The organism is Coxiella endosymbiont of Ornithodoros maritimus (assembly GCF_907164965.1).
In the GTDB taxonomy this organism is placed as follows: Bacteria; Pseudomonadota; Gammaproteobacteria; order Coxiellales; family Coxiellaceae; genus Coxiella.
The window spans coordinates 23,232-45,667 of record NZ_CAJRAM010000010.1; the positions used below are offsets into that span (position 1 = coordinate 23,232).

Consider the following 22,436-nt stretch of genomic DNA (forward strand, 5'->3'; position numbering starts at 1 on the left):
TACCATGTCGAAGGAAAAATTTGTAAGAGAGAAGCCGCATGTGAATGTTGGGACGATTGGGCACGTGGATCATGGGAAGACGACGTTAACGGCGGCGTTGACGAAGGTGTTGTCGGAGAAATACGGTGGTGAAAAGAAAGCCTTTGACCAGATTGACAACGCGCCAGAAGAGCGTGCACGCGGGATCACGATAGCGACGTCGCACGTGGAATACCAAAGCGACAAGCGCCACTACGCGCACGTAGACTGCCCGGGCCACGCGGATTATGTGAAGAACATGATCACGGGAGCGGCGCAGATGGACGGAGCTATATTGGTGGTGAGCGCAGCGGACGGCCCGATGCCGCAAACGCGAGAACACATTGTATTGGCTAAGCAAGTGGGTGTTCCGAACATAGTAGTTTACTTGAACAAAGCTGACATGGTGGATGACAAAGAGTTGTTGGAATTAGTGGAAATGGAAGTGAGGGATTTATTGAACAGTTATGATTTCCCGGGCGATGAGACGCCGATTATAGTGGGCTCAGCGTTAAAGGCGTTAGAAGGTGATAAGAGTGAGGTTGGGGAGTCCTCGATAATCAAATTAGTGGAAACAATGGACACGTATTTCCCGCAGCCGGAGCGAGCGATAGACAAACCGTTTTTAATGCCGATAGAAGATGTGTTTTCGATCTCAGGCCGAGGGACGGTGGTGACGGGACGCGTAGAGCGTGGGATCATCAAAGTGGGAGACGAGATAGAGATAGTGGGGATCAAGGAAACGATGAAGACGACGTGCACGGGCGTTGAGATGTTTTGCAAATTATTGGATGAAGGTCAAGCGGGTGACAACGTAGGGATTTTATTGAGAGGGACGAAACGCGAAGAAGTGGAGCGGGGTCAAGTATTGGCGAAACCGGGGTCGATCACGCCGCACAAGAAATTTGAGGCGGAGGTTTATGTGTTGTCGAAGGAAGAAGGCGGGCGCCACACACCCTTTTTACAAGGCTATCGGCCGCAATTTTATTTTCGCACGACGGACGTGACGGGCCAGTTATTGAGTTTACCGGAAGGGGTAGAGATGGTGATGCCGGGAGATAATGTGAAAGTGACGGTTGACTTGATTGCGCCGGTAGCGATGGACGAAGGGTTACGATTTGCGGTACGGGAAGGTGGCCGCACGGTGGGAGCAGGAGTGGTAACGAAGATTATTGAATAATCGGAGGTTGCAGAAGACTGCGAGGACAATAGATAGAAACGTTGTGTTGTTGATACAACAATTGAAATTAGTGGCGGCGAAGCCGCACCACTTACTGTTTTCTTAGAACTAGGCCGCTTCGAGCGGAATTTTTTAATACTATAACTGGAAATTAATTATGGCGGGTATGAGTGATAATCAGCGTATACGCATTCGTTTAAAGGCGTTTGACCATCGGCTTATCGATCGTTCGACCCGAGAAATCGTTGAGACTGCTCGACGAACAGGAGCCATTATTAGAGGCCCTATTCCATTGCCGACGAAAATTGAGCGCTACACCGTGTTGATTTCGCCTAATATCGACAAAGATGCGCGCGATCAGTACGAAATTCGCACGCACAAGCGGCTAGTAGATATTTCGGAACCGACAGATAAAACCGTCGATGCGCTGATGAAACTCGATTTAGCAGCTGGCGTAGATGTGCAGATTGAGTTGTTGAATAAAAAATCTGGAGCGTAGCTGGGGGATTTTGGGAGAAAAATAATGTCTATCGGACTTATAGGTCGAAAATGTGGTATGACACGTATATTCACGGAGACGGGTTTTTCTATACCGGTGACGGTAGTTGAGGTGATTCCTAATCGAATTACGCAGGTTAAAACGGTAGAGACCGATGGATACCGTGCTTTCCAAGTTGCCTACGGGAAAAAGCCCTCCGCCCGGGTTAATAAGCCGCTGGCTGGCCATTATTCCAAAGCCGCTGTTGAGGCAGGAAATGCGCTTCGTGAATTCCGATTAGGAAGCGAAGAGCTTACTGAAGCAAAAGCTGGCGATGAATTAAAGGTAGATATCTTTAAAGAAGGCCAAGTGGTTGATGTACGAGGGCTAACGCGAGGGAAGGGTTTTGCGGGAACTGTAAAACGCCATAATTTTCGAACCCAGGACGCCACTCACGGTAATTCTTTGTCGCATCGTGCCCCGGGCTCTATTGGCCAATGCCAAACTCCGGGACGGGTATGGAAAGATAAAAAGATGGCTGGTCAGTTGGGTAACGTATATTGTACTGTGCAGAATCAGGAAATTATCAAAGTGGACGTAGAACGTAATTTATTATTAATCAAAGGCGCATTACCCGGTGCGCCTGGCGGTGAGGTCATTATCACCCAGTCGAGTAAAAAACGTAAAGAGGATAAATGATGGAGCTGCCCGTAAATTCATTTGACAAAAAAAAGGTAAGTATGCTTACCGTTGCTGATAGTGCCTTTGGCTCCGAATATAAAGAAGCTCTGGTGCATCAAGTGGTGAATGCTTATTTAGCGGGCGGGCGCGCGGGGACGAAAGCTCAAAAAACGCGACGAGAAGTGAGTGGTGGTGGAGCAAAGCCTTGGCGTCAAAAAGGGACGGGGCGTGCACGAGCTGGAAGTAGTCGCAGTTCATTATGGCGATCAGGAGGTGTTGCTTTTGCAGCAAAGCCGCGTGATTTCACTCAAAAAGTAAATCGAAAGATGTATCGCAGTGCAATAGCCTCTATTTTGTCGGAATTAATTCGACGAGAACAATTGGTAGTAGTCGACTCACTAAAGCTAAATGAGCCAAAGACACGTGAATTAAAAGAATCGTTGAAAAGGTTAAATTTGCAAAATGTGTTGATTATCATCGACGGAGATGATCGGAATATTAATTTAGCCTCGCGTAATATGGTGGGGGTTTCTGTGTGTGGCGCTTTGCACCTCGATCCTGTGAGCTTAGTTGCCGCAGAAAACATAGTCGTTACCGTTGACGCCATAAAGAGACTGGAAGAGAGATTATCATGAACGAAGAAAGGTTGTTTAAAATCCTTCTTGCTCCACATATTTCTGAAAAGGGCGCATTAACGACAGGTCAACATGTATTTGAAGTAATGCCTGATGCCGCAAAACCAGAAATTAAACGGGCAGTTGAGAAACAATTTAACGTTACCGTAAAGTCCGTGCGTACTTGCAATGTTAAAGGTAAAACAACACGATTTCGGCAAGTGCGTGGATGCCGTAAAAACTGGAAGAAAGCATACGTTATGTTAGCTCCCGGCAGTGAAATCGATATAGCAGCTGGTGAATGAGAGTTGGGGTAAAGAGATAATGGCTTTAGTAAAAACAAAACCAACGTCCCCGGGGCGGCGATTTGTTGTCAAGGTGGTGCATCCGGAATTGCATAAAGGCGATCCCTACGCCCCCTTAGTTGAAAGTAAAAATCGTATTGATAGCCGCAATAGTCAGGGGCGGATTACCGTAAGGCGGCGTGGCGGCGGCCATAAACGAAATTACCGTATTATTGACTTTAAGCGCGATAAAGAGGGTATTGAGGGGGAAATTGAACGCTTGGAATACGACCCCAACCGAAGTGCGCATATTGCCCTTGTTTTGTACTCCGACGGAGAGCGGCGTTATATTATCGCCCCAAAAGGTGTGCACAAAGGTTCGAAAGTAGTCTCAGGTAGAGAAGCGCCTATCCGACCGGGAAATTGTTTGCCTTTGCAAAATATCCCCTTGGGGGCCACTATCCATAACGTCGAATTAAAGCCGGGCAAGGGCGCGCAGTTAGTTCGAAGTGCAGGCGCTTCAGCTCAATTAGCCGCCAAAGAAGGAATTTATGCTATCATCCGCATGCGTTCTGATGAAACCCGTAAAATATTAGTGGTTTGTCGGGCTTGTATTGGTGAAGTCTCAAACTCGGAACATAATTTGCGTTCGCTCGGTAAAGCTGGCGCAAAACGTTGGCGAGGGCGGCGTCCCACCGTTCGAGGGGTGGCCATGAATCCGGTAGATCATCCTCATGGTGGCGGTGAGGGTAAAACGTCGGGTGGCCGTCACCCCGTTTCGCGAACCGGGAAGCCGACTAAAGGTTATAAAACGCGTCGCAATAAACGCACGAGCAACATGATCATTCGTGATCGACGCAAGAAGTAAGAGGTATAAAACATGCCAAGATCGACAAATAAAGGCCCTTTTGTGGATCATTACTTAATGAAAAAAGTGGACCAGGCCCAAAAAGAAGGCAGCAAACGCCCTATTAAAACCTGGTCGCGGCGTTCGATGGTGGTTCCTGAGATGGTCGGCTTAACTATCGCCATTCATAACGGTCGCCAACACGTGCCGATTTATATTTCAGAGAATATGGTAGGTCACAAATTGGGTGAATTTGCGATAACCCGTACGTTTCGTGCCCATTCAGGGGATCGGAAGGCGAAGAAAGAGAGTGAAAAATAATGGAAGTGGCAGCAAAGTTAAAATACGCGCGAATATCAGCGCAAAAAGCAAGATTGGTGGCCGACCAAGTTCGAGGACTGGGAGCGGAACAGGCTGTTAATTTGTTGCGCTTTAGTAATAAAAAAGCGGCCGCTTTGATAAAAAAAGTATTGGATTCGGCCCTCGCAAATGCAGAGCATAACGAGGGCGCTGACATTGATGAATTAAAAGTATCGACCGTAATGGTGGATGAGGGGCCCTCAGCGCGACGATTTCATGCGCGAGCTCGAGGTCGTGCAAACCAAATTTTGAAACGCACCTGCCACATCACGGTGAAGGTGTCGGATTCGCAAGTGGAGAACGATTAATGGGTCAAAAGGTCAATCCAGTAGGCATGCGTATTGGTATCACTAGAGATTGGACATCCAATTGGTATGCCGATAAAAAAGATTTTGCTGATCGTTTAAACGAAGATCTCAATGTCCGTCAATTGCTGCAAAAACGATTAAAAGGAGCGGCGGTAAGCCGTATTCAGATTGAGCGCCCGGCGCGGAATGCAAAAATTATCATTCATTCTGCTCGTCCTGGTGTCATCATTGGAAAAAAAGGTGGCGAGATTGAAGCTTTGCGGGACGAGATTTGTAAAGTGATGAAAGTGCCTGTGCACATCACCATCGAAGAAGTCGGAAAGCCAGAATTAGATGCTAAATTAGTCGCTGAAAACATAGCCCGACAATTAGAACGTCGGGTCATGTTCCGCCGTGCAATGAAGCGTGCTGTACAAAATACGCTTCGGCAAGGTGCATTAGGCGTCAAGATTAGTGTAAATGGTCGGCTGGGCGGCGCTGAGATTGCGCGAACCGAATGGTACCGTGAAGGACGGGTGCCTTTGCACACATTCCGTGCCGAGATCGATTACGCCACGGCGAGTGCTAAAACGACCTACGGTATTATTGGCGTGAAGGTATGGATTTTTAAAGGCCAGGTGCGCGCACCAAAACCACAGTCTGAAGAAGCCACTCCACAAGAGACTGAAGAAGAAGTGAAGTAGAGGACGAATAAATGCTGCAACCAAGCAACAGAAAATATCGCAAAGATTTTAAAGGCAGAAATCGAGGGGTTGCTAGCCGTGGCAATCGCGTCAGTTTTGGTGAATTTGGCCTCAAAGCAACCGAATGCGCGCGGATAACCGCTCGCCAATTGGAAGCTGCGCGGCGTACCATTGCGCGTCATATTAAACGCGGCGGGAAGATCACGGTTCGTATTTTCCCGGACAAACCCATTACCAAAAAACCGCTCGAAGTACGGCAAGGTAAAGGTAAGGGAAGCGTCGAATATTGGGCCGCTCTTGTACAGCCTGGGCGAATGATTTTTGAAATTGAAGGGGTTGACGAAGTACTGGCGCGAGAAGCATTCAACCGAGCGGCAGCGAAATTACCGCTGAAATGCCTATTTGTCAAACGAACGGTGATGTAGATGAACGTTAATGACTTGCGTAATAAAACCAAAGCAGGACTCAAAAAAGAGTTGCTTGAGTTGTTAAAAGAGCAGTTTAACCTGCGCATGCAAAAAGGCGGGGGTGAAGTGCCGCGACCTCACTTATTTAAACGAGTTCGTCGTGACATTGCTCGGGTAAAAACCCTTTTAGGTGAGAAGGAATATAATAATGAATAAGAATGAAAAAATGGTGCGTTCTTTAATGGGGACGGTGCTGAGTAACAAAATGAATGATACTGTTGTTGTCAGGGTTGAGCGTCGCGTTAAACACCCCAAATATGGAAAATTTATTAAGCGTTCGACCAAAATTCATGCACACGATAAAGGCAATGAGTGTCAAATAGGTGATATCGTTACGATCCGGGAATGTAGACCTATTTCAAAAACTAAGAGTTGGGCATTGGTCAAAATTAACGAAAGAGCCGAAAAGGTGGAGTGAGGAACCAACGATGATCCAGACACAGTCAATTGTTGACGTAGCAGATAACAGCGGAGCCCGACGTGTAATGTGTATCAAAGTCTTAGGAGGATCTAAGCGTCGTTATGCGAATATTGGTGACGTCATTAAAGTGAGTATTAAAGAAGCCATTCCACGTGGAAAAGTGAAAAAAGGCGATGTGATGCATGCAGTCGTTGTGCGTACCCGTAAAGGTGTGCGCCGTAATGACGGCTCTTTAATTCGTTTTGATAACAATGCGGTGGTGTTATTGAATAACCAGCTACAATTAGTGGGAACGCGTGTTTTTGGGCCGGTGGTTCGCGAGTTACGTACCGATAAATTTATGAAAATTATTTCATTGGCCTTAGAAGTTTTATAGGTGGAAAGTCGATGGCGATAAAAAAGATTAAAAAAGACGACACTGTTATCCTGATTACGGGAAGAGATAAAGGGCGGCAAGGTAAAGTTCTTAAAGTCTTGCCCAACAGACGGCTTTTGGTCGAGGGTATTAATCTCGTTAAGAAGCATGTAAAACCGAACCCGAATAAAAATGAGCAAGGAGGAATACTGGAGCGTGAATTAAGTATTCACGTTTCCAACGTAGCCATCTATAATCCAGCGGTTAAAAAAGCGGATCGAGTGGGAATTAAAACGCTGGAAGACGGGTCAAAAATTCGCATTTTTAAGTCAAATGGTGACGTGATTGATGTATAATAAGCGTCTCCGCCAGTGGGAAGCGAACAGGGGCCTATCATTACCACAAGTGGTAAAAACTAAAAACTTAAACCCCTCATTCCCGCTTGCGCGGGAATGAGGGAGCCCTAAAATTGAAAGGGGATGTGCCTTGTGTGTAATGATAGAGAACAGAGGAATGGTAGCACTGAAGATTTGTATAAAATTTTCTCAGTGCGAAGAAAACTATTTTTGTGGAGAAGTAGATAGCTCATGGTGGAATTACAAGAATTTTATAAAAAGACAATTACAGCGGCTTTGCAAAAGGAGTTTGGATTTAAGTCGGTAATGGCTGTCCCTCGTCTTGAGAAAATCACCCTAAATATGGGATTAGGTGAGGCTGTCGCTGATAAAAGGGTAATTGAACGCGCTATGGATGACATGATGAAAATTTCGGGGCAAAAACCCCTCATTACTTATGCGAGAAAATCAGAAGCCGGCTTTAAAATTCGTGCAGGCTGGCCGATCGGCTGTAAAGTAACCTTGCGCCGTGACCGGATGTATGAATTTTTGAAACGTCTGATTTCGATTGCAATACCTCGTATTCGAGATTTTCGGGGACTAAGTCCAAAGTCATTTGATCGTCGAGGTAATTATAGTTTGGGAATTCGTGAGCAAATCGTTTTTCCAGAAATTCAATACGATAAAGTCGACGCTATCCGCGGGATGGATATCACTATTACGACGACAGCGCGAACGGATGAAGAAGGCCAAGCATTACTAAAAGCCTTTGGATTTCCATTAAAAGACGAAAGCAGGTGATTTAATGGCGAAATTAAGTGTCATTGAGCGAAATAAGAAGCGTGTTCGGAAATCCCAATCGGCGCGTAAAAAACGACTGGAATTAAAGAAAATTATAAAAAAGGGGATGCCGGAAGAACAAGAACAGGCCTTGTTAAAATTACAAAAAAAGCCGCGTGACGAAAGCCCTGTTCGTATAAGGGATCGTTGCCGCCTTTGTGGGCGGCCCTGCGGCACCTTTAAGAAGTTTGGCTTATGTCGTATTCATCTGCGTGAAGCAGCGATGCGGGCTGATGTACCTGGTTTGAAAAAGGCGAGTTGGTAACTATGATTCAAGATCCTATTTCAGATATGTTGACGCGCATTCGTAACGCGCAGGCTGTTAGAAAAAAAGAAGTCGTAATGCCTCGGTCAAAATTAAAAATGAGCATTGCTAATGTTCTAAAAGAGGAGGGTTATATTGTCGATTATCGTGAAGAAGGTGATTCGACCAAGCCTCTGCTAGTGATCACTTTGAAATATCATGAAGGAGAATTTGTTATTTCACAAATCCGGCGGGTAAGCAGCCCAGCATTACAGGTTTACAAAAGCAAAGATGAATTACCAAAGGTGAAAAATGGTTTAGGTATTGCCATTATTTCAACTTCGAAAGGAGTGATGTCTGATCGTCAGGCGCGGCGTCTAGGCGAGGGAGGCGAGGTTCTGTGTTACGTCAGTTGAAAAGTAAATAAGTTGAAAAGGCTACGACTAGGAGGAGAGAAACTATGGTAAGTCGCGTTGCCAAAAATCCGATTAAAATCCTAACCGGCGTTGAGGTGAGCGTCGCAGGTCAACAGATAACTGTTAAAGGTAAGTTGGGAACGCTTGCCCGCGTGATTCATCGCGCTGTCAAAGTGACAAAAACGGACACGGAACTTCAAACGATCTCGGTAAACCATTCTCCAGGGTCGAATGCCTTGGCTGGCACCGCGCGTGCGGTATTAGCTAACATGGTTCAGGGAGTTCACACAGGATTTCAACGAAAATTAGTCATGGTGGGCGTTGGTTATCGTGTGAAAGCGGAAGGTAAAAAATTAAACCTCACGGTGGGGTTATCGCATCCCGTAAACATTGAAATGCCCGAAGGTATTACAGTCGAAACCCCAAGTCAAACAGAAATTATTGTGAAAGGTGCGGATAAACAGCAAGTTTCACAAATAGCGGCTAACATTCGGGAAATCAGACCGCCGGAACCTTACAAAGGTAAAGGCATTCGATACGATAACGAACGTGTCATTCTTAAAGAGGCTAAGAAGAAATAATGGATAAGCAAGAGAAACGAATTCGTCGCGCGCGTCGAACACGAGTAAAAATCAAAGAATTGGGGGCGGTGCGTCTTTGCGTTCATCGATCACTCAATCATATTTGCGCGCAGCTTATTTCTCCCCGTGACTCAAAAGTATTGGTCTGTGCATCCACACTAGAAAAAGAAGTGCGAAGCGAAATCAAACATGGCGGCAATATTCACGCGGCGACTACGATTGGCAAATTGATTGCACAACGGGCAAAAAAATCGGGTGTTACCAAAGTGGCTTTTGATCGCAGTGGTTATAAATATCATGGTCGCGTGCGGGCGTTAGCAGAAGCGGTCCGTGAAGGCGGAATTGAATTTTAGAAGGTGTATTTATGCAAGAAGCGGGTATCGGGACGACAACTGACGGCATCCAAGAAAAGCTGGTTGCGATTCGGCGCACAGCGAAAGTTGTGAAAGGGGGTCGCGTGTTTGGTTTTTCTGCCATTGTTGTGGCAGGGGACGGCGATGGTAAAGTGGGTTTTGGATTGGGTAAAGCTCGAGAGGTACCCAGTGCCATTCAGAAAGCCACCGGAAATGCACGTCGTAACATGATTTCTGTGCCTTTGTATGGCGCAACTTTGCATCACACGATTAAAGCGACTCATGCGTCTTCTACAGTCTTAATGCTACCCGCCTCAGAGGGCACTGGGGTGATCGCCGGTAATGCAATGCGGGCTATCTTTGAAGTGATGGGCGTACAAAATGTTTTGGCTAAGTGTATCGGTTCATCCAATCCGATTAACGTAGTTCGGGCGACTTTTAAAGGATTGAAACAAATGGAAACCCCGGAATCCGTTGCGGCTAAACGCGGTAAAGCCATTGAAGAAATCCTGGAGTAGAGCTCATGCTGCAAGAAAAAAAATTGCGTGTCACACTGGTAAAAAGCAAGTACGGTCGAAAACCGAGGCACCGTGAATGTATAGAAGGTCTCGGTTTGCGTCGAATGCACCAAACCGTCGAGGTTGCAGACACCGCGGCTAACCGCGGTATGATTGACAAAGTGTCTTATCTCTTAATGATTGACGAGGAAGTGTAGAAATGCAGTTGAACGATTTAAAACCTGCCAAAGGAGCGCGGCAACAGAAAGTACGAGTGGGGCGTGGAATAGGTAGCGGCAAGGGAAAAACCGCGGGTCGCGGACATAAGGGGCAACATTCGCGTGCAGGCGGTTATCACAAAGTCGGCTTTGAAGGCGGTCAAATGCCCTTGCAACGTCGAGTGCCTAAGTTTGGTTTCACCTCACGAAAAGAACTCATATCGGCTGAAGTGCGTTTGGGTGAGCTTAATAAAATTTCTGGCGATCTAGTGGATTTAGCTTTATTGAAAGTAGCTAATATCGTTAGTCGTCAGATCAAACGAGTCAAAATATTTTCTGCCGGCAAATTAGAGAAGCCGGTGACGATTCGCGGTGTGCGGGTAACGAAAGGCGTAAAAGCTGCTGTTGAAGCCGCCGGTGGCAAGATCGAATAAACGAAGGCGCCGAATGTCTATAACAAAGTTGGGTACATCGTTGTCACAAGGCGGTTTAAGCGAATTAAAACGTCGTTTATTATTCGTCTTGATTGGCATTATTGTTTATCGCCTAGGTGTTTATATCCCTGTGCCTGGTCTTGATCCTTCTCGATTGGCTGCTCTTTTTCATCAGCACGAAACGGGTTTTTTGGGAATGTTCAATATGTTCTCAGGGGGCGCCTTAAGCCGCATGACAATTTTTGCTTTGGGTGTAATGCCTTATATTTCTTCTTCCATTATCGTCCAAATGTACAGTCAAATTTCGCCTAAAATGCAAGCTCTTCGGAAAGAAGGTGAAGCAGGGCGTCGAAAAATTAATCAATATACCCGTTATGGGACGGTTATTTTATCCTTATTGCAATCGGCTTTTATGACTAAATGGTTAGTCAGCAGTGGAGCAGTAATCAATCCTAATTTGGGATTTTACTTTACCGCCATCATCACCTTGGTGACTGGGACGATGTTCTTAATATGGCTAGGCGAACAGATGACGGAGCGGGGCGTTGGTAATGGTATTTCGTTGATTATTTTTGCCAGTATTGCCTCGAGATTTCCAGCAGCTATCGGCCAAGTGTTTACCCAAGTGCGGCAAGGTCAAATGTCGGTACTCATATTGCTACTCTTAATCGCCGTCATTGTGTTGGTGACGTTAGTAGTAGTATTTTTTGAGCGTGCCCAACGATGGATTATGATTAATTATGCCAAGCGTCAGCAAGGCAGGAAGTTATACGCCGTTCAAAGCAGTCATTTACCGTTGAAAATAAATATGGCTGGGGTGATTCCCGTTATCTTTGCTCAGAGCATTATTTTGTTTCCCGGCGCAGTAGCTAAATTTATGTCTTCTGTTAAAGGACTTGGCTGGTTAAATGATGTTTCTTTAGCGCTTTCATACGGTCAGCCAGCATACATTGTTGTTTTTGCCATTGCTGTCATATTTTTCAGCTTTTTTTATACTGCTTTGGTGTTTAACCCTAAAGAAACAGCGGACAATTTAAAAAAATCCGGCGCTTTTATTTCTGGTATCCGTCCCGGTGAGCAAACAGCCAATTATATTGATAAAGTGATGACTCGCCTAACCTTAGTCGGCTCTGTTTATCTTGCATTGGTGGCATTGCTACCACAGTTTTTGATTTTGGCCTGGAGCGTTCCTTTTTATTTTGGGGGAACCTCGTTGTTGATTGTCGTCGTGGTCATTATGGACTTCATGGCGCAAGTGCAAGCTCATTTGATGAGCCATCAATACGAGTCCTTAATGAAAAAATCAGGTCTTAAAGGCTCGAAGTTTGGGCTTATTCGATAAGCGGAGAAGAGAATGAAAGTAAGAGCATCAGTAAAACGAATGTGTCGAAATTGTAAAGTAATTCGACGTAATGGGGTTGTACGTGTCATTTGTAGTGACGCTCGACATAAGCAACGCCAGAAAGATGGGAAATAAGTACTTAAACTGCGCTTCTTAAAGGTGGGTGCAGTTTTAATGAATCAGGTTAGGTGCTAGTAAGTCTAATTTTGATTTCGTTATTCCCGCATGTAAGTTGCCCCGATTGGAATCGGGGCAACTTACATGCGGGAATAACGAGCTGTAAGGTTCAAAATTAGAATTGCTGGTTGGGCGCTTCATCACTTGATTTATCAAACAATGAAGAGTATGCTTAAACACTTTTTTGGCGAACTATTAATAAGTTGGAGTAAATAACAGAATGGCAGCTCGTATTGCAGGTGTTAACATTCCGGTACAAAAACACGCTCGGATAGCATTACAGGCTATTTATGGCATAGGCAATTCTCGTGCCTTGGAAATTTGTAAAGAAGCTAAAATTGATCCGGCTACGAAAGTCAAAGATTTGTCCGAAGCTGAACTAGATACATTACGGACCGAAGTGGGTAAATTTTCGGTGGAGGGGGACTTACGTCGGGAGCGCTCCATGGACATCAAGCGCAAAATGGATCTGGGAACGTACGAAGGCATTCGTCATCGTCGCGGGCTCCCATTGCGGGGCCAACAAACACGAAGTAATGCTCGAACTCGCAAAGGTAAACGCAAACCCATACGATCTTGATGATTTTTAAAGAATAAAGGTGTTTTCATGGCAAAGAAACGTTATCGCAAAGTGACTGAAGGGATTGCTCATATTAAGGCAACTTTTAATAATACGATGGTCAGTGTTTCTGATCCTCAAGGAAATGTCTTGTGTTTTCGTTCCGCGGGCGGATCGGGTTTCAAAGGTTCGCGTAAAGGGACTCCTTACGGAGCACAAATGGCTTCCGAAGAAGTGGGCAGATTAGCACAGGATGATTTTGACATGCGGCGAATTGCCGTGCGAGTAAAGGGCCCAGGCGCTGGTCGGGATTCTGCCATTCGAGGGTTGCGTTCGGCTGGTCTGGAAATTATCCATTTAGAAGATCGTACACCGTTACCTCATAACGGCTGTCGACCGCGCAAAAAAAGACGAGTTTAGGAGGTACGAGTAGTGGCAAGGTATTTAGGTCCAAAATGTCGATTATCACGTCGCGAAAAAACTGATCTGCAATTGAAAAGCGGCATTCGTGCAATCGATTCAAAATGTAACATCGAACGTATCCCTGGTATGCATTGGCAGCGCCGCGGTCGGACTACCGATTATGGGGTTCAACTGCAAATGAAACAAATGATAAAGCGCTATTACGATGTATTCGAAAAGCAATTCGCTAGCTATTACAAACAAGCCGATCGCTTAAAAGGCTCAACAGGCGATAACTTGTTAAAGCTTTTAGAAAGTCGGCTTGATAATGTTGTGTATCGTATAGGTTTTGCGGCTACTCGAGCAGAAGCGCGTCAACTGATCAGTCACAAGTCCATGCTTGTCAATGGGGAAGCCGTTAATATTCCTTCTTACCAAGTGAGACCGGGGGATATTATCGAAGTTCGCAGCCGAGCAAAAGGGCAACTCCGAATTAAAGGAGCTCTAGAGCTAGCACAGCAACGGGCGCCTATTTCGTGGATTGAAGTAGATACAAAAAAAATGACGGGTACGTTTAAAGAGCAGCCGGATGTAGCTGAATTACCTGCTGAATTTAAAGTTAACCTCGTTATCGAGCTTTATTCGAAATAAGGGGCTTAAGACATGCAAAATATTCTTAAATCGTTTCTAACGCCAAAAAATATTCAGGTTCAAACTATTTCACATTATCATTTTCGTATCCTTTTAGAGCCGTTAGAACGAGGTTTTGGACACACCCTCGGAAACGCCTTACATCGCATTTTACTTTCTTCGACGCCGGGTGCAGCCATCGTTCAAGCAGAAATCGATGGAGTTTTACACGAATACAGTTCTATTGAGGGTGTTCGCGAAGATGTGGTGGACGTTTTATTAAACTTGAAAGGTGTTGCAATTAAATTAGAAGGCCGCGAGAACGCTAAGTTAACCTTACATAAAAAGGGCGCAGGAACCGTCACCGCCGGAGATATTCAAACAGAGTCAGGCGTCAAAATTGTTAACCCCGACCACGTTATCGCCCATATTACTAAAGATGGCGAAATCAATATGACCCTTAAAGCAGCGATGGGTCGTGGCTATGAGCCTTCAAGTGCCCGCGCTCCCAGCGATCAAAGTCGATCTGTAGGACTCTTGTTGTTAGATGCTTCTTACACCCCGATACGCCGAGTCACTTATTCGGTAGAAAATGCTCGAGTAGAACAGCGAACCGATTTAGATAAATTGATTATTGACCTCGAAACAGATGGTACCTTAGATCCTGAAGAAGCAATTCGTTTTGCAGCAGCAGTTTTGCAGCACCAATTGGCGGCTTTTGTGGATTTGAAGCAGGAAAGTGATCGTGACGGGGGTGGCAAAGAACGTAAAATCAATCCCTTATTATTAAGCCCCGTTGAGGATCTCGAATTAACCGTCCGCGCCGCTAATTGTTTAAAAGCAGAAAGCATTAATTATATAGGCGACCTAGTGCAATGCACCGAAAACGATTTGCTCAGGACCCCTAATTTGGGGAAGAAATCTTTATTAGAAATTAAGAGTGTACTTGCCCAAAAAGGATTAAGTTTAGGTATGGATATCAAAGGGTGGCCACCAGCGGTTTTAACTGACCAGTAAAAGGTATATGATTGTATCCTCTCCCCTTGGGGGGTAGAGGGGGGCTTAAAACTCACTTCGGTAGTTCTTGCTCTCCTAGCCTATCCCGCAAGCGAGAGAGGAATACTGGAAGGGTCGGCAGCACTAAGGGTATTGCTGCTATTTCGTAGAGTAAACTAAATCAGTTTTTAGAAAAACTATTATGTATAGGGTATGAACCGTGCATCATCGAAAAAGTGGTAGACATTTAAATCGGACAAGCGCCCATCGCAAAGCTATGCTGCGAAATATGGCGGTGTCGCTCTTTCAACATGAGTTGATTAAAACAACGTTACCAAAAGCGAAGGAATTGCGACGCGTGATTGAACCCTTAATTACCTTAGCTAAGAAAGATACGGTGGTTAATCGTCGTTTGGCTTTTAATCGTCTGCGGGATGACGCCATCGTCGCAAAGCTATTTAAGGAAATTGCGCCTCGACACAAAGAGCGACCAGGAGGGTATTGTCGAGTCTTGAAATACGGTTTTCGTGACGGCGATAACGCACCAATGGCGATTGTGGAATTAGTCGATCGTGAAAAATCGGAATCCAGTGAAGATCAATAATGAAATTTTCTTTTCCGGTTTCAGGAAAAAGTAAGCAATTTGCCACTCAACCAGCGTTGTTCAGCGCGATTGTTATTTTATTTTTCATCTGGGGTTTCATCACCTTATTGAACGACTTGCTGATACCTCTTTTAAAGGAGAGGCTTCATTTGAGTTATAGCCAGGCTATCCTGGTGCAATTTAGTTTCTTTTTTACTTATTTTCTTATGTCCTTACCGATGGCTTTTTTGCTTAACAAACTAAAGTATCAAAAAAGTATTATTGTAGGGCTTTTTATTATCGCTTTGGGTTGCCTTATCTTTATTCCTGCTGATTTAACACTTATTTATGGGGTCTTTCTCTTTGGATTATTTATATTAGCAAGCGGTATCGTGATGTTACAGGTGTCCGCGAATCCACTTATCACTTTACTGGGTCCTACCAAAACATCTTCTGCTCGGTTGACATTAGCCCAAGGTATCAATTCTTTAGGTTACGTGATTGCGCCGTTAATTTTCGGTCGTTTTATTGTAGCCACAAATTTATACGTTCCTTATATCATTATTGCCTTAGTTTCGATTGCGGTAGCTTTATTTATAAATCGATTTAATTTCCGTCGTGTTGATGACCCCTTGGAAAAAGAGGAGAAAGACAAGATTATTGATTTTGTTTTATGGAAGCATCTTCCTTTTACTTTAGGATTGGTAGGCATTTTTTTCTATGTGGGCGCTGAAGTTTCGGCAGGCAGTTTAATCGTTAATTACCTCCATCTGCCGCAAATTACCAACTTCTCACTTTCTCATGCAGCGGAATACCTCTCGATATACTGGGGCGGCGCCATGATCGGCCGATTAATCGGTTCGTATGTATTAACCAAAACTAACGCGTCGAAAGTTTTAGCCGTGTGCGCCGTGGCTAATCTTTTATTATTGTGTGGCGTTATTTTGATGACAGGTGGAGCGGCCATGTGGTCCTTGTTATTGTTGGGCGTTTTTAATTCCATTATGTTCTCTACCATTTTTGCGCTAGCCATTGCTGGGTTGCCAAACGAATCAATAAAAAATAAGGCGAGTGGATTTCTCATCATGGCCATCGTGGGTGGCGCTATCATTCCTGAATTACAAGGGTTACTTGCCGATTATATCGGTTTACAACATTCTTTTATTTTGTTGCTCGTTTCTTATGTCATCATCACTGTTTATGGCGTTTACATAAATCAAACCATTAGTCGTTCTCATTTTCTTTAGTTTGTCATTTACTTTATATCTATTTAATATTTTTTATTTAGAGTTTTAAGATGGTATCTGGCGCTAAAATTTCTAAGAAGAAAAAATGAGAAATGAAAATCAAACTATTTTATCTGCTAATGAAGTTTCCTCATCATCCGATTTAATTAATAAGGCGACTAGTATTTTTGTACAGATTGATTTTGTACTGAAGAGCGGTTTAATTGAACAGTTAAGGCCTATTTTTAAAAATTTCCCTGATGAAATGGCTCGTCAAGTGGGAGGTCATGGTGTTAGATTCAAATAGGCTCGAGGCTAGAAACGAGCTAAAGAAAGATCCTTCTCTCATTCCACTAATAAATCAAAGGGTATTTTCAGCCTTAGAGAAGGCCTTTGAGTAACCACTTTGCGAAGCCCAAACTATTTTTAACAAATTTTGTGAGTTTATGCCTGATTATTTAAAAACTATCCCAAGCCATCTTGAGAAAAAAGTAAGATTTTATCGATCGTAAAATTAGGTGTTAGAGAAAAGCTGTATTAAGCATAAATAATCAATTTAAAACGGTTCTCTGTAATAAAGATAATAAGCAAATTAGCGATTTCTTATTCCTTTTGCCTCTATTTTTAGTCATCTCAAATGAGACGTGGTTATTAAAAGAACAAATCGTAACCGTCTTACACTCCAAATCCCCCATGCTATTTTTAGCATGATGCACTGGGACTCTACTCGATGGAGTAATGAAATAAACTTATTCTTGTTAGAGGAAGTTTCTCGGATTGGCGGTGGAAACTTTTTCTTACGCTCTACTGTTATTCCCAACGTATTATTAACAGTACTCCCTTTAAACGCTCGAGACTAATATTGTGCTAATTGTATAAAGAAAATTTTCTATTACCTTGAGGTAACAGACACAGAAAGCAAAGCAATTTTACTTAAGGCTCTTTTTTCCAATATGGAGTTGCTCCATCAAAGTTTTATTCTAGCTTCCGAAAGAGAATCCTCCCTTCTTTTTCTCACTTTCCTTTCCGTTATGGGTTTATTGGGGCAAACTTTGCAATTAGCTCATTGGGAGTTCTCCGTGCCTTTGGTGAATGCTTTGCTTCATCTTTTAAATAATTTCCTCGGCTTTCATTGCAATCAGGAAGGGAAAGGGAAATAAAGTCTTTGTTATTGGAAAAAGCTCTCAAATTAATCGTTTCTCAACGAGAAAATGCCTCGATGCTGGCTCATTCGCTTCTTGAAAATCCTCATTTTTTAACTATTTACAGGCTATCTTTGTTGATCCAATCGACCAACAAAATTACCATGGGATTGTAATGAGCGCCACCTCGTTTTTTAAACCGCGCTCACCTACAGAAGGAGCAACAACACAAGTGTCTCAAATAAATTCTCTACGCTCAGCGCGCTAGAAGACTGCTGAAGAGTGCGATTACCAAAAACGGTTCTCTCCTGATTTTAAAAGTAGTAAGAAACTGTTAAAGTAGCATTCTCTTAATATTAAGCCTGCGGGCAAATAGAGTGAGGGAGATGATTGCATGATTGTTCAACCGAAAGTTCGTGGTTTTATTTGTACCACTGCACATCCAGAGGGTTGTGCTAGACACGTTGGCGAATGGGTTAATTATGCTAAACAACGGCCTTCGCTTACGGGCGCCCTCAAAAAAGTTTTAATTATTGGTGCCTCAACCGGCTTTGGACTTGCCAGCCGTATCGTGGCGGCTTTCAGCGTGGGCGCCAAGACCATCGGTGTTTTTTTTGAAAGACCGGCTAGTGGGAAACACACCGCTTCTCCCGGCTGGTACAATACTGCAGCTTTTGAGGGGACCGCTCTTGCCGCCGGTCTCTATGCCAAAAGCATTAATGGTGATGCTTTTTCGGATGAAATCAAACAACAAACCATCGATTTGATTCAAAAGGATTGGCAGGGCGGCGTTGATCTCGTGATATATAGCATTGCTTCGCCCCGTCGCGTTCATCCCCATACGGGCGAAATTTTTAATTCAGTGTTAAAGCCTATTGGGCAGACGTATCACAATAAAACCGTTGATGTCATGACGGGTGAAGTCAGTCTACTTTCGATTGAACCGGCAACAGAAAAGGAAATCAGAGATACCGAAGCGGTTATGGGCGGTGATGACTGGGCTTTGTGGATTAATGCGTTGTTCAAACATAATTGCTTGGCGGAAGGGGTTAAAACGGTAGCTTTTACTTATATTGGCCCTGAACTCACTCACGCCGTTTACCGCAACGGAACGATAGGAAGAGCAAAGCTCCACCTAGAAAAAACAGCTAAAGAGTTAGACAGTCAATTACAGTCGGTGCTAAGCGGTCAAGCCCTGATTTCCGTAAATGAAGCCTTAGTAACGCAAGCCAGCGCAGCAATTCCAGTGGTCCCTTTATATATTTCATTGCTTTATAAAATTATGAAAGAGAAAAATATTCATGAAGGCTGTATCGAACAAATGTGGCGTTTATTCAAGCAACGCTTATACTCCAATCAGAACATTCCCACAGATTCAGAAGGTCGTATCCGAATTGATGATTGGGAAATGCGTGAAGATGTGCAAGCAGAAATTAAATGGTTATGGGAATGCATTAACAGTGACAACGTAGAGACGCTTTCTGATATTGCTGGTTATCGCAAGGATTTTTATAAACTTTTTGGTTTTGGTTTAAACGGTATCGATTATGAGAGAGACGTTGAAATTGAGAAGGTTATTCCTTCGATAGCTGTCACTCCGAAAAACCCGGAGTGACAGTGATGCTATTAAAATGGAATATCATCATCAAAATCGGCCATCGAACTGTCGTCTCCAGCGGTTGGGGTTTGGCTGCTCGTTGGTGCGCTTTGTTTATTTGACACAAAGCCTTCTGAATGATTACCATAATTCCTAGTATTACCGCCGCCGCGATGGTCGAGCATATGCATCTCGTTGGCAATAATTTCAGTGGTATAGCGATCGACTCCGTTTTTATCTTGCCATTTGCGCGTTCGCAAACTGCCTTCTATGTAGATTTTCGAGCCTTTTCGCAAGTACTCACCGACAATTTCGGCTAAACGATTAAAGAAAGCAATGCGGTGCCATTCCGTACGTTCTTGTAATTCACCCGTTTGCTTATCGCGCCACGTGCTGCTAGTTGCTAACGTTACGCTTGCCACCGCATTTCCGTTTGGGGTATAACGCACTTCTGGATCTTGACCTAAGTTTCCAATTAAAATAACTTTATTTACACCTCTAGCCATTTACAATCTCCTAAATTCTCTAGTTTCTTAATTCCGAATTAACGCCCTGTTAATTCTTATTGGTCTTTAGGTTACTCTCTGATCCATTTTCGCAATTCGTCTTCACTAATTATTTTTTTATCGATTTTAAAATAAATTAAATTTTCATGGTGTAAAATCGCAGTTTCAGCGACACCGGAAATTTTAGAAATGCTTTTATCAAGCTGATCTAAATTTTGCTCCAAATAATTATCCATTTTTACGATAACCGTTGAAAAATAAGGAGGGTGTTGCATGGTTAAAGCAACCAATAACCAAATAAACCCGATGGCGGCGCAAAAAAAGAAAAGAGCAGCTAGATGGAAGTGACCGAACACCCAACCTCCGACAGTGCCGCCGATAAAGATGCCAAAGAATTGAGCGGAAGAGTAAATGCCCATGGCGGTTCCCTTATGGCGAATTGGAGCAATTTTAGAAATCCACGAAGGCAAGGAAGCTTCTAGCAGTGTAAAAGCGGTGAAAAACACAAACAGGGGAATCCCGATTTGTATGACCGAGCGGTGAAAAAACAGTAGCGATAGTTGGCAGGCGATTAGAAGCAAGATGGAAATAATAAAAAAAGGCTTTAATTGCCGCTTTTTTTCCGCCACGATGATAAGTGGTATCATGGCAATAAATGCCAGCGCCATAATAATTAAGTAAAGTAAAACTTGGCCGTGTTCTGTTAAATTCAATCGTTGGCTTAACATAATGGGAATCCCGATGAACATGGCCGTTAGAATGCAGTGCAATGAAAAAATGCCAAAATCAAGTCGTAAAAGCTGAGTATTTCGCAGGACATTTTTAACATAACTTTGTTCGGACTCTACCTCAGGATGAGCCAATGTCTGTGGAGGGGTAGGAACCACCGTAAAAAGAAGAATAAGTCCTAGGATAGCAAAAGCAAGCGTTGCCCAAAAAATGCCCTCCAAGTGAAACCAGGCGTTAATAATAGGTCCAAGAATTATCGCAACAGCAAATGAGAACCCAATAGTCATACCCACCAGAGCCATAGCTTTACTGCGTTCCTCATCCCGCGTTAGATCTGCAATCATGGCTAATACTGTACTGCCGATGGCCCCCGCACCTTGGAGCGCACGGCCAAAAATAATCCCGTAAATAGAATGAGAAAACGCTGCAATCGAGCTTCCAACGCCCAGTAACAGTAATCCCCCAGCGATAATGGGTTTGCGACCAATACGATCGGACAGCATTCCAAAAGGGATTTGAAAAAAAGCTTGCATAAATCCATAAACGCCAATAGCCACACCAATGAGCGCCGGCGTTGCATAAGGTATGCGATTCACGTACAAGGCAAACACCGGCAGGAGCATAAAGAGTCCTAACATCCGAAATGACATAATAACCGCCAGTGAGGTTACGGCGTTTCGTTCTTTTGCGTACATGTAAAATCCTTGATCAGAAGGGTCATTATACTCTATAAAAGTCGCCATGATAAGCCTAATTCTTAATTCCGTTGAACTTTTTGATAAGGGGTATAAGGTTGGAAGGGCTAATAAGGGGGGGGTGGCTGGCATTATCTTCTATCAGGGCTAGGTGGGCTAGGTGTGGAGGTTTGGTACAGGAAAGGAGGCTACTTCTCTTTCTTTGGGGGCAAGCAAGCGAAAATTTCAGAGAGTATATTTTTTTCGTAACTGGGATGTTTGAAAAACGATCGCTAAATGGGTGCATCTTCATTCTTGTCTAAAGAGCCCAACAAGAACGCCATTCTCTTAATTTTATTCTCTTTTGATCCATAGGCTGATCTAACAGGCGGCTCTTTAGAATACCTCCAGCTCTTCAGTAAGCTCTATTATCTCATCTTTCAGCTTTTCGCTCATGCAATCCGAAAAGACAAAACCACTAATTCCCGTGCCTGCATTCGCGTATGCACTTATCGATATCCGTTTTGATATAGCCCAGGAGGTGGAGGAGGTGGTGACAGCCAATTCAATCATGGGCATCTACAGCCGCGCGCTCCCTAGTGTCATACAACAGCAGGCGAAGCATGAGATAATACAAGCGGGATACTCTAACAAATTCGTCATTCCTTTCAAATTCTCGATAACCTCACGTAGATTTTCTGGATTGTCAGCGAGTAAATCCTCTACCCATTCACCCCGTGCTTGTCAAAAAAACCTTTAGCTGGATGGGGAAGCCTCAAATCCAATCTATATACAAGTATACAGCCTTTCCACGAGCAGTTTCAGTCTTCCATAAGCCTTTGAACCTCGCTTAAGCGCTGTTCTAAAGCTCTCTCTTCTAATTGCTCGAGATGCATCAGTGATCCTTCTTAGGAACATCTAAGAGCTATTTTAGGTGTGAAAGTTTAAAATCTGTTCCGAATTCAAGAGAATAACCTAATGAAAAGTGCCCCTCCTTAAAGAGGGCGTTATAATGCGCCAACATAGAGTTTCTATTTTTAAAAAAAGGAGCAGGGCCATGAAAGATATTAAAATACTTGGTGTTGGTATTTATTGCAAAAGGGGTTTTTCAACTGTGTGGGATTGATGAGTGGGGTAAGGTGATCCACACGAGAGGGGTTAGGCGCTCAATATGTGTCCACTGTGGCAAGGCCTTAAGGTGGCTTGTGTGGTTGATAGAAGCGTGTGGAGGCGCGAACCATTGGTATCGGGTTCATGGG

Annotated in this window: 35 protein-coding genes and 3 pseudogenes; 35 read left to right on the forward strand and 3 right to left on the reverse strand. The window is 44.0% G+C overall.

Translation table 11 applies throughout. The annotated features are described in order from the left end of the window. Positions 1–4: 4 nt before the first annotated feature. The 34 genes from tuf (at position 5) to fabV (ending at position 19,286) form a co-directional block, all read left to right on the forward strand. Positions 5–1,198, forward strand: a complete 1,194-nt coding sequence (tuf, locus tag OWO34_RS01065; RefSeq protein WP_267256230.1) for an elongation factor Tu — start codon at positions 5–7, stop codon at positions 1,196–1,198. Positions 1,199–1,364: 166 nt separating this feature from the next. Continuing rightward, complete coding sequence (gene rpsJ / locus OWO34_RS01070) at positions 1,365–1,697, forward strand: 30S ribosomal protein S10 (RefSeq protein WP_267256273.1); 333 nt, start codon at positions 1,365–1,367, stop codon at positions 1,695–1,697. Between the two features lie 24 nt (positions 1,698–1,721). Further along, a complete protein-coding gene (gene rplC, locus OWO34_RS01075) occupies positions 1,722–2,375 on the forward strand; it encodes a 50S ribosomal protein L3 (RefSeq protein ID WP_267256243.1) in 654 nt (217 codons plus the stop codon). Next, positions 2,372–2,992 carry a 50S ribosomal protein L4 gene (gene rplD / locus OWO34_RS01080; protein ID WP_267256244.1) on the forward strand — a complete coding sequence of 207 codons (621 nt, stop codon included), beginning with the start codon at positions 2,372–2,374 and terminating at the stop codon, positions 2,990–2,992. The genes rplC and rplD overlap by 4 nt, the downstream gene beginning before the upstream one ends. After that, on the forward strand, positions 2,989–3,276 hold the full coding sequence (gene rplW, locus OWO34_RS01085) for a 50S ribosomal protein L23 (protein ID WP_267256245.1): 288 nt from the start codon (positions 2,989–2,991) through the stop codon (positions 3,274–3,276). Before rplD ends, rplW begins: the two co-directional genes overlap by 4 nt. A gap of 19 nt (positions 3,277–3,295) precedes the next feature. Next, positions 3,296–4,123: a 50S ribosomal protein L2 gene (rplB, locus tag OWO34_RS01090; protein WP_267256246.1), complete on the forward strand. Its 828-nt coding sequence runs from the start codon at positions 3,296–3,298 to the stop codon at positions 4,121–4,123. A gap of 12 nt (positions 4,124–4,135) precedes the next feature. Next, positions 4,136–4,423, forward strand: coding sequence for a 30S ribosomal protein S19 (rpsS, locus tag OWO34_RS01095; protein ID WP_267256247.1), 288 nt, complete (start codon positions 4,136–4,138; stop codon positions 4,421–4,423). Next, positions 4,423–4,770 (forward strand): 50S ribosomal protein L22, encoded by a 348-nt coding sequence (rplV, locus tag OWO34_RS01100; RefSeq protein ID WP_267256248.1) that lies wholly within the window; start codon positions 4,423–4,425, stop codon positions 4,768–4,770. Before rpsS ends, rplV begins: the two co-directional genes overlap by 1 nt. After that, complete coding sequence (rpsC, locus tag OWO34_RS01105; RefSeq protein ID WP_267256249.1) at positions 4,770–5,453, forward strand: 30S ribosomal protein S3; 684 nt, start codon at positions 4,770–4,772, stop codon at positions 5,451–5,453. Before rplV ends, rpsC begins: the two co-directional genes overlap by 1 nt. A gap of 11 nt (positions 5,454–5,464) precedes the next feature. After that, a complete protein-coding gene (rplP, locus tag OWO34_RS01110) occupies positions 5,465–5,878 on the forward strand; it encodes a 50S ribosomal protein L16 (protein ID WP_267256250.1) in 414 nt (137 codons plus the stop codon). After that, positions 5,879–6,076 carry a 50S ribosomal protein L29 gene (gene rpmC, locus OWO34_RS01115; RefSeq protein WP_267256251.1) on the forward strand — a complete coding sequence of 66 codons (198 nt, stop codon included), beginning with the start codon at positions 5,879–5,881 and terminating at the stop codon, positions 6,074–6,076. Between the two features lie 10 nt (positions 6,077–6,086). Further along, a complete protein-coding gene (rpsQ, locus tag OWO34_RS01120; RefSeq protein WP_267256274.1) occupies positions 6,087–6,338 on the forward strand; it encodes a 30S ribosomal protein S17 in 252 nt (83 codons plus the stop codon). A 10-nt stretch (positions 6,339–6,348) separates the two neighbouring features. Beyond that, complete coding sequence (rplN, locus tag OWO34_RS01125) at positions 6,349–6,717, forward strand: 50S ribosomal protein L14 (RefSeq protein ID WP_005771526.1); 369 nt, start codon at positions 6,349–6,351, stop codon at positions 6,715–6,717. 11 nt (positions 6,718–6,728) lie between these two features. Then, positions 6,729–7,052, forward strand: a complete 324-nt coding sequence (rplX, locus tag OWO34_RS01130; protein WP_267256252.1) for a 50S ribosomal protein L24 — start codon at positions 6,729–6,731, stop codon at positions 7,050–7,052. Between the two features lie 231 nt (positions 7,053–7,283). Beyond that, a complete protein-coding gene (gene rplE / locus OWO34_RS01135) occupies positions 7,284–7,832 on the forward strand; it encodes a 50S ribosomal protein L5 (RefSeq protein ID WP_267256253.1) in 549 nt (182 codons plus the stop codon). 4 nt (positions 7,833–7,836) lie between these two features. Next, the gene (gene rpsN / locus OWO34_RS01140) at positions 7,837–8,136 is read left to right on the forward strand and encodes a 30S ribosomal protein S14 (protein ID WP_267256254.1); all 300 of its coding nucleotides are present in this window, start codon (positions 7,837–7,839) and stop codon (positions 8,134–8,136) included. Between the two features lie 5 nt (positions 8,137–8,141). Continuing rightward, entirely contained in the window at positions 8,142–8,531 is a 390-nt protein-coding gene (gene rpsH, locus OWO34_RS01145; protein WP_456064367.1) for a 30S ribosomal protein S8, read from the forward strand. A gap of 44 nt (positions 8,532–8,575) precedes the next feature. Beyond that, positions 8,576–9,112, forward strand: a complete 537-nt coding sequence (gene rplF / locus OWO34_RS01150; protein WP_267256255.1) for a 50S ribosomal protein L6 — start codon at positions 8,576–8,578, stop codon at positions 9,110–9,112. Beyond that, the gene (rplR, locus tag OWO34_RS01155) at positions 9,112–9,465 is read left to right on the forward strand and encodes a 50S ribosomal protein L18 (protein WP_267256256.1); all 354 of its coding nucleotides are present in this window, start codon (positions 9,112–9,114) and stop codon (positions 9,463–9,465) included. The genes rplF and rplR overlap by 1 nt, the downstream gene beginning before the upstream one ends. An 11-nt stretch (positions 9,466–9,476) precedes the next feature. Further along, positions 9,477–9,983, forward strand: coding sequence for a 30S ribosomal protein S5 (gene rpsE, locus OWO34_RS01160; protein ID WP_267256257.1), 507 nt, complete (start codon positions 9,477–9,479; stop codon positions 9,981–9,983). 5 nt (positions 9,984–9,988) lie between these two features. After that, complete coding sequence (gene rpmD, locus OWO34_RS01165; RefSeq protein WP_267256258.1) at positions 9,989–10,180, forward strand: 50S ribosomal protein L30; 192 nt, start codon at positions 9,989–9,991, stop codon at positions 10,178–10,180. A gap of 2 nt (positions 10,181–10,182) precedes the next feature. Beyond that, positions 10,183–10,614, forward strand: coding sequence for a 50S ribosomal protein L15 (rplO, locus tag OWO34_RS01170; RefSeq protein WP_267256259.1), 432 nt, complete (start codon positions 10,183–10,185; stop codon positions 10,612–10,614). Positions 10,615–10,627: 13 nt separating this feature from the next. After that, positions 10,628–11,956, forward strand: a complete 1,329-nt coding sequence (gene secY / locus OWO34_RS01175) for a preprotein translocase subunit SecY (RefSeq protein WP_267256260.1) — start codon at positions 10,628–10,630, stop codon at positions 11,954–11,956. A 12-nt stretch (positions 11,957–11,968) separates the two neighbouring features. Next, positions 11,969–12,091, forward strand: coding sequence for a 50S ribosomal protein L36 (gene rpmJ / locus OWO34_RS01180; protein ID WP_267256261.1), 123 nt, complete (start codon positions 11,969–11,971; stop codon positions 12,089–12,091). A gap of 162 nt (positions 12,092–12,253) precedes the next feature. Further along, on the forward strand, positions 12,254–12,349 hold the full coding sequence (locus OWO34_RS01185; RefSeq protein ID WP_267256276.1) for a hypothetical protein: 96 nt from the start codon (positions 12,254–12,256) through the stop codon (positions 12,347–12,349). Between the two features lie 4 nt (positions 12,350–12,353). After that, positions 12,354–12,713 carry a 30S ribosomal protein S13 gene (rpsM, locus tag OWO34_RS01190; RefSeq protein WP_267256262.1) on the forward strand — a complete coding sequence of 120 codons (360 nt, stop codon included), beginning with the start codon at positions 12,354–12,356 and terminating at the stop codon, positions 12,711–12,713. Between the two features lie 27 nt (positions 12,714–12,740). After that, positions 12,741–13,112, forward strand: coding sequence for a 30S ribosomal protein S11 (gene rpsK, locus OWO34_RS01195; protein WP_267256263.1), 372 nt, complete (start codon positions 12,741–12,743; stop codon positions 13,110–13,112). A 12-nt stretch (positions 13,113–13,124) separates the two neighbouring features. Then, a complete protein-coding gene (gene rpsD, locus OWO34_RS01200) occupies positions 13,125–13,745 on the forward strand; it encodes a 30S ribosomal protein S4 (RefSeq protein WP_267256264.1) in 621 nt (206 codons plus the stop codon). Between the two features lie 12 nt (positions 13,746–13,757). After that, entirely contained in the window at positions 13,758–14,741 is a 984-nt protein-coding gene (locus OWO34_RS01205) for a DNA-directed RNA polymerase subunit alpha (protein ID WP_267256265.1), read from the forward strand. Positions 14,742–14,940: 199 nt separating this feature from the next. After that, positions 14,941–15,324: a 50S ribosomal protein L17 gene (gene rplQ / locus OWO34_RS01210; protein WP_267256266.1), complete on the forward strand. Its 384-nt coding sequence runs from the start codon at positions 14,941–14,943 to the stop codon at positions 15,322–15,324. Further along, the gene (locus OWO34_RS01215) at positions 15,324–16,550 is read left to right on the forward strand and encodes a sugar MFS transporter (protein ID WP_267256267.1); all 1,227 of its coding nucleotides are present in this window, start codon (positions 15,324–15,326) and stop codon (positions 16,548–16,550) included. Before rplQ ends, OWO34_RS01215 begins: the two co-directional genes overlap by 1 nt. An 85-nt stretch (positions 16,551–16,635) precedes the next feature. Beyond that, the gene (locus OWO34_RS01220; RefSeq protein WP_267256268.1) at positions 16,636–16,836 is read left to right on the forward strand and encodes a hypothetical protein; all 201 of its coding nucleotides are present in this window, start codon (positions 16,636–16,638) and stop codon (positions 16,834–16,836) included. Positions 16,837–17,700: 864 nt separating this feature from the next. Next, entirely contained in the window at positions 17,701–17,847 is a 147-nt protein-coding gene (locus tag OWO34_RS01225; protein ID WP_267256269.1) for a hypothetical protein, read from the forward strand. A 218-nt stretch (positions 17,848–18,065) separates the two neighbouring features. After that, positions 18,066–19,286 (forward strand): enoyl-ACP reductase FabV, encoded by a 1,221-nt coding sequence (gene fabV, locus OWO34_RS01230; RefSeq protein ID WP_267256270.1) that lies wholly within the window; start codon positions 18,066–18,068, stop codon positions 19,284–19,286. Between the two features lie 11 nt (positions 19,287–19,297). Here the strand turns inward: fabV and ssb are convergent, their stop codons facing one another. The 3 genes and pseudogenes from ssb to OWO34_RS01245 form a co-directional block, all read right to left on the reverse strand. After that, entirely contained in the window at positions 19,298–19,774 is a 477-nt protein-coding gene (gene ssb, locus OWO34_RS01235; RefSeq protein ID WP_267256271.1) for a single-stranded DNA-binding protein, read from the reverse strand. A 49-nt stretch (positions 19,775–19,823) separates the two neighbouring features. Beyond that, positions 19,824–21,198: pseudogene (locus OWO34_RS01240) on the reverse strand (MFS transporter). A 55-nt stretch (positions 21,199–21,253) separates the two neighbouring features. Continuing rightward, a pseudogene (locus OWO34_RS01245) lies at positions 21,254–22,073 on the reverse strand (hypothetical protein). 161 nt (positions 22,074–22,234) lie between these two features. On the opposite strand from OWO34_RS01245, the pseudogene OWO34_RS01250 reads away from it, so the two are divergent. Next, a pseudogene (locus OWO34_RS01250) lies at positions 22,235–22,436 on the forward strand (IS110 family transposase); the annotation flags it as partial.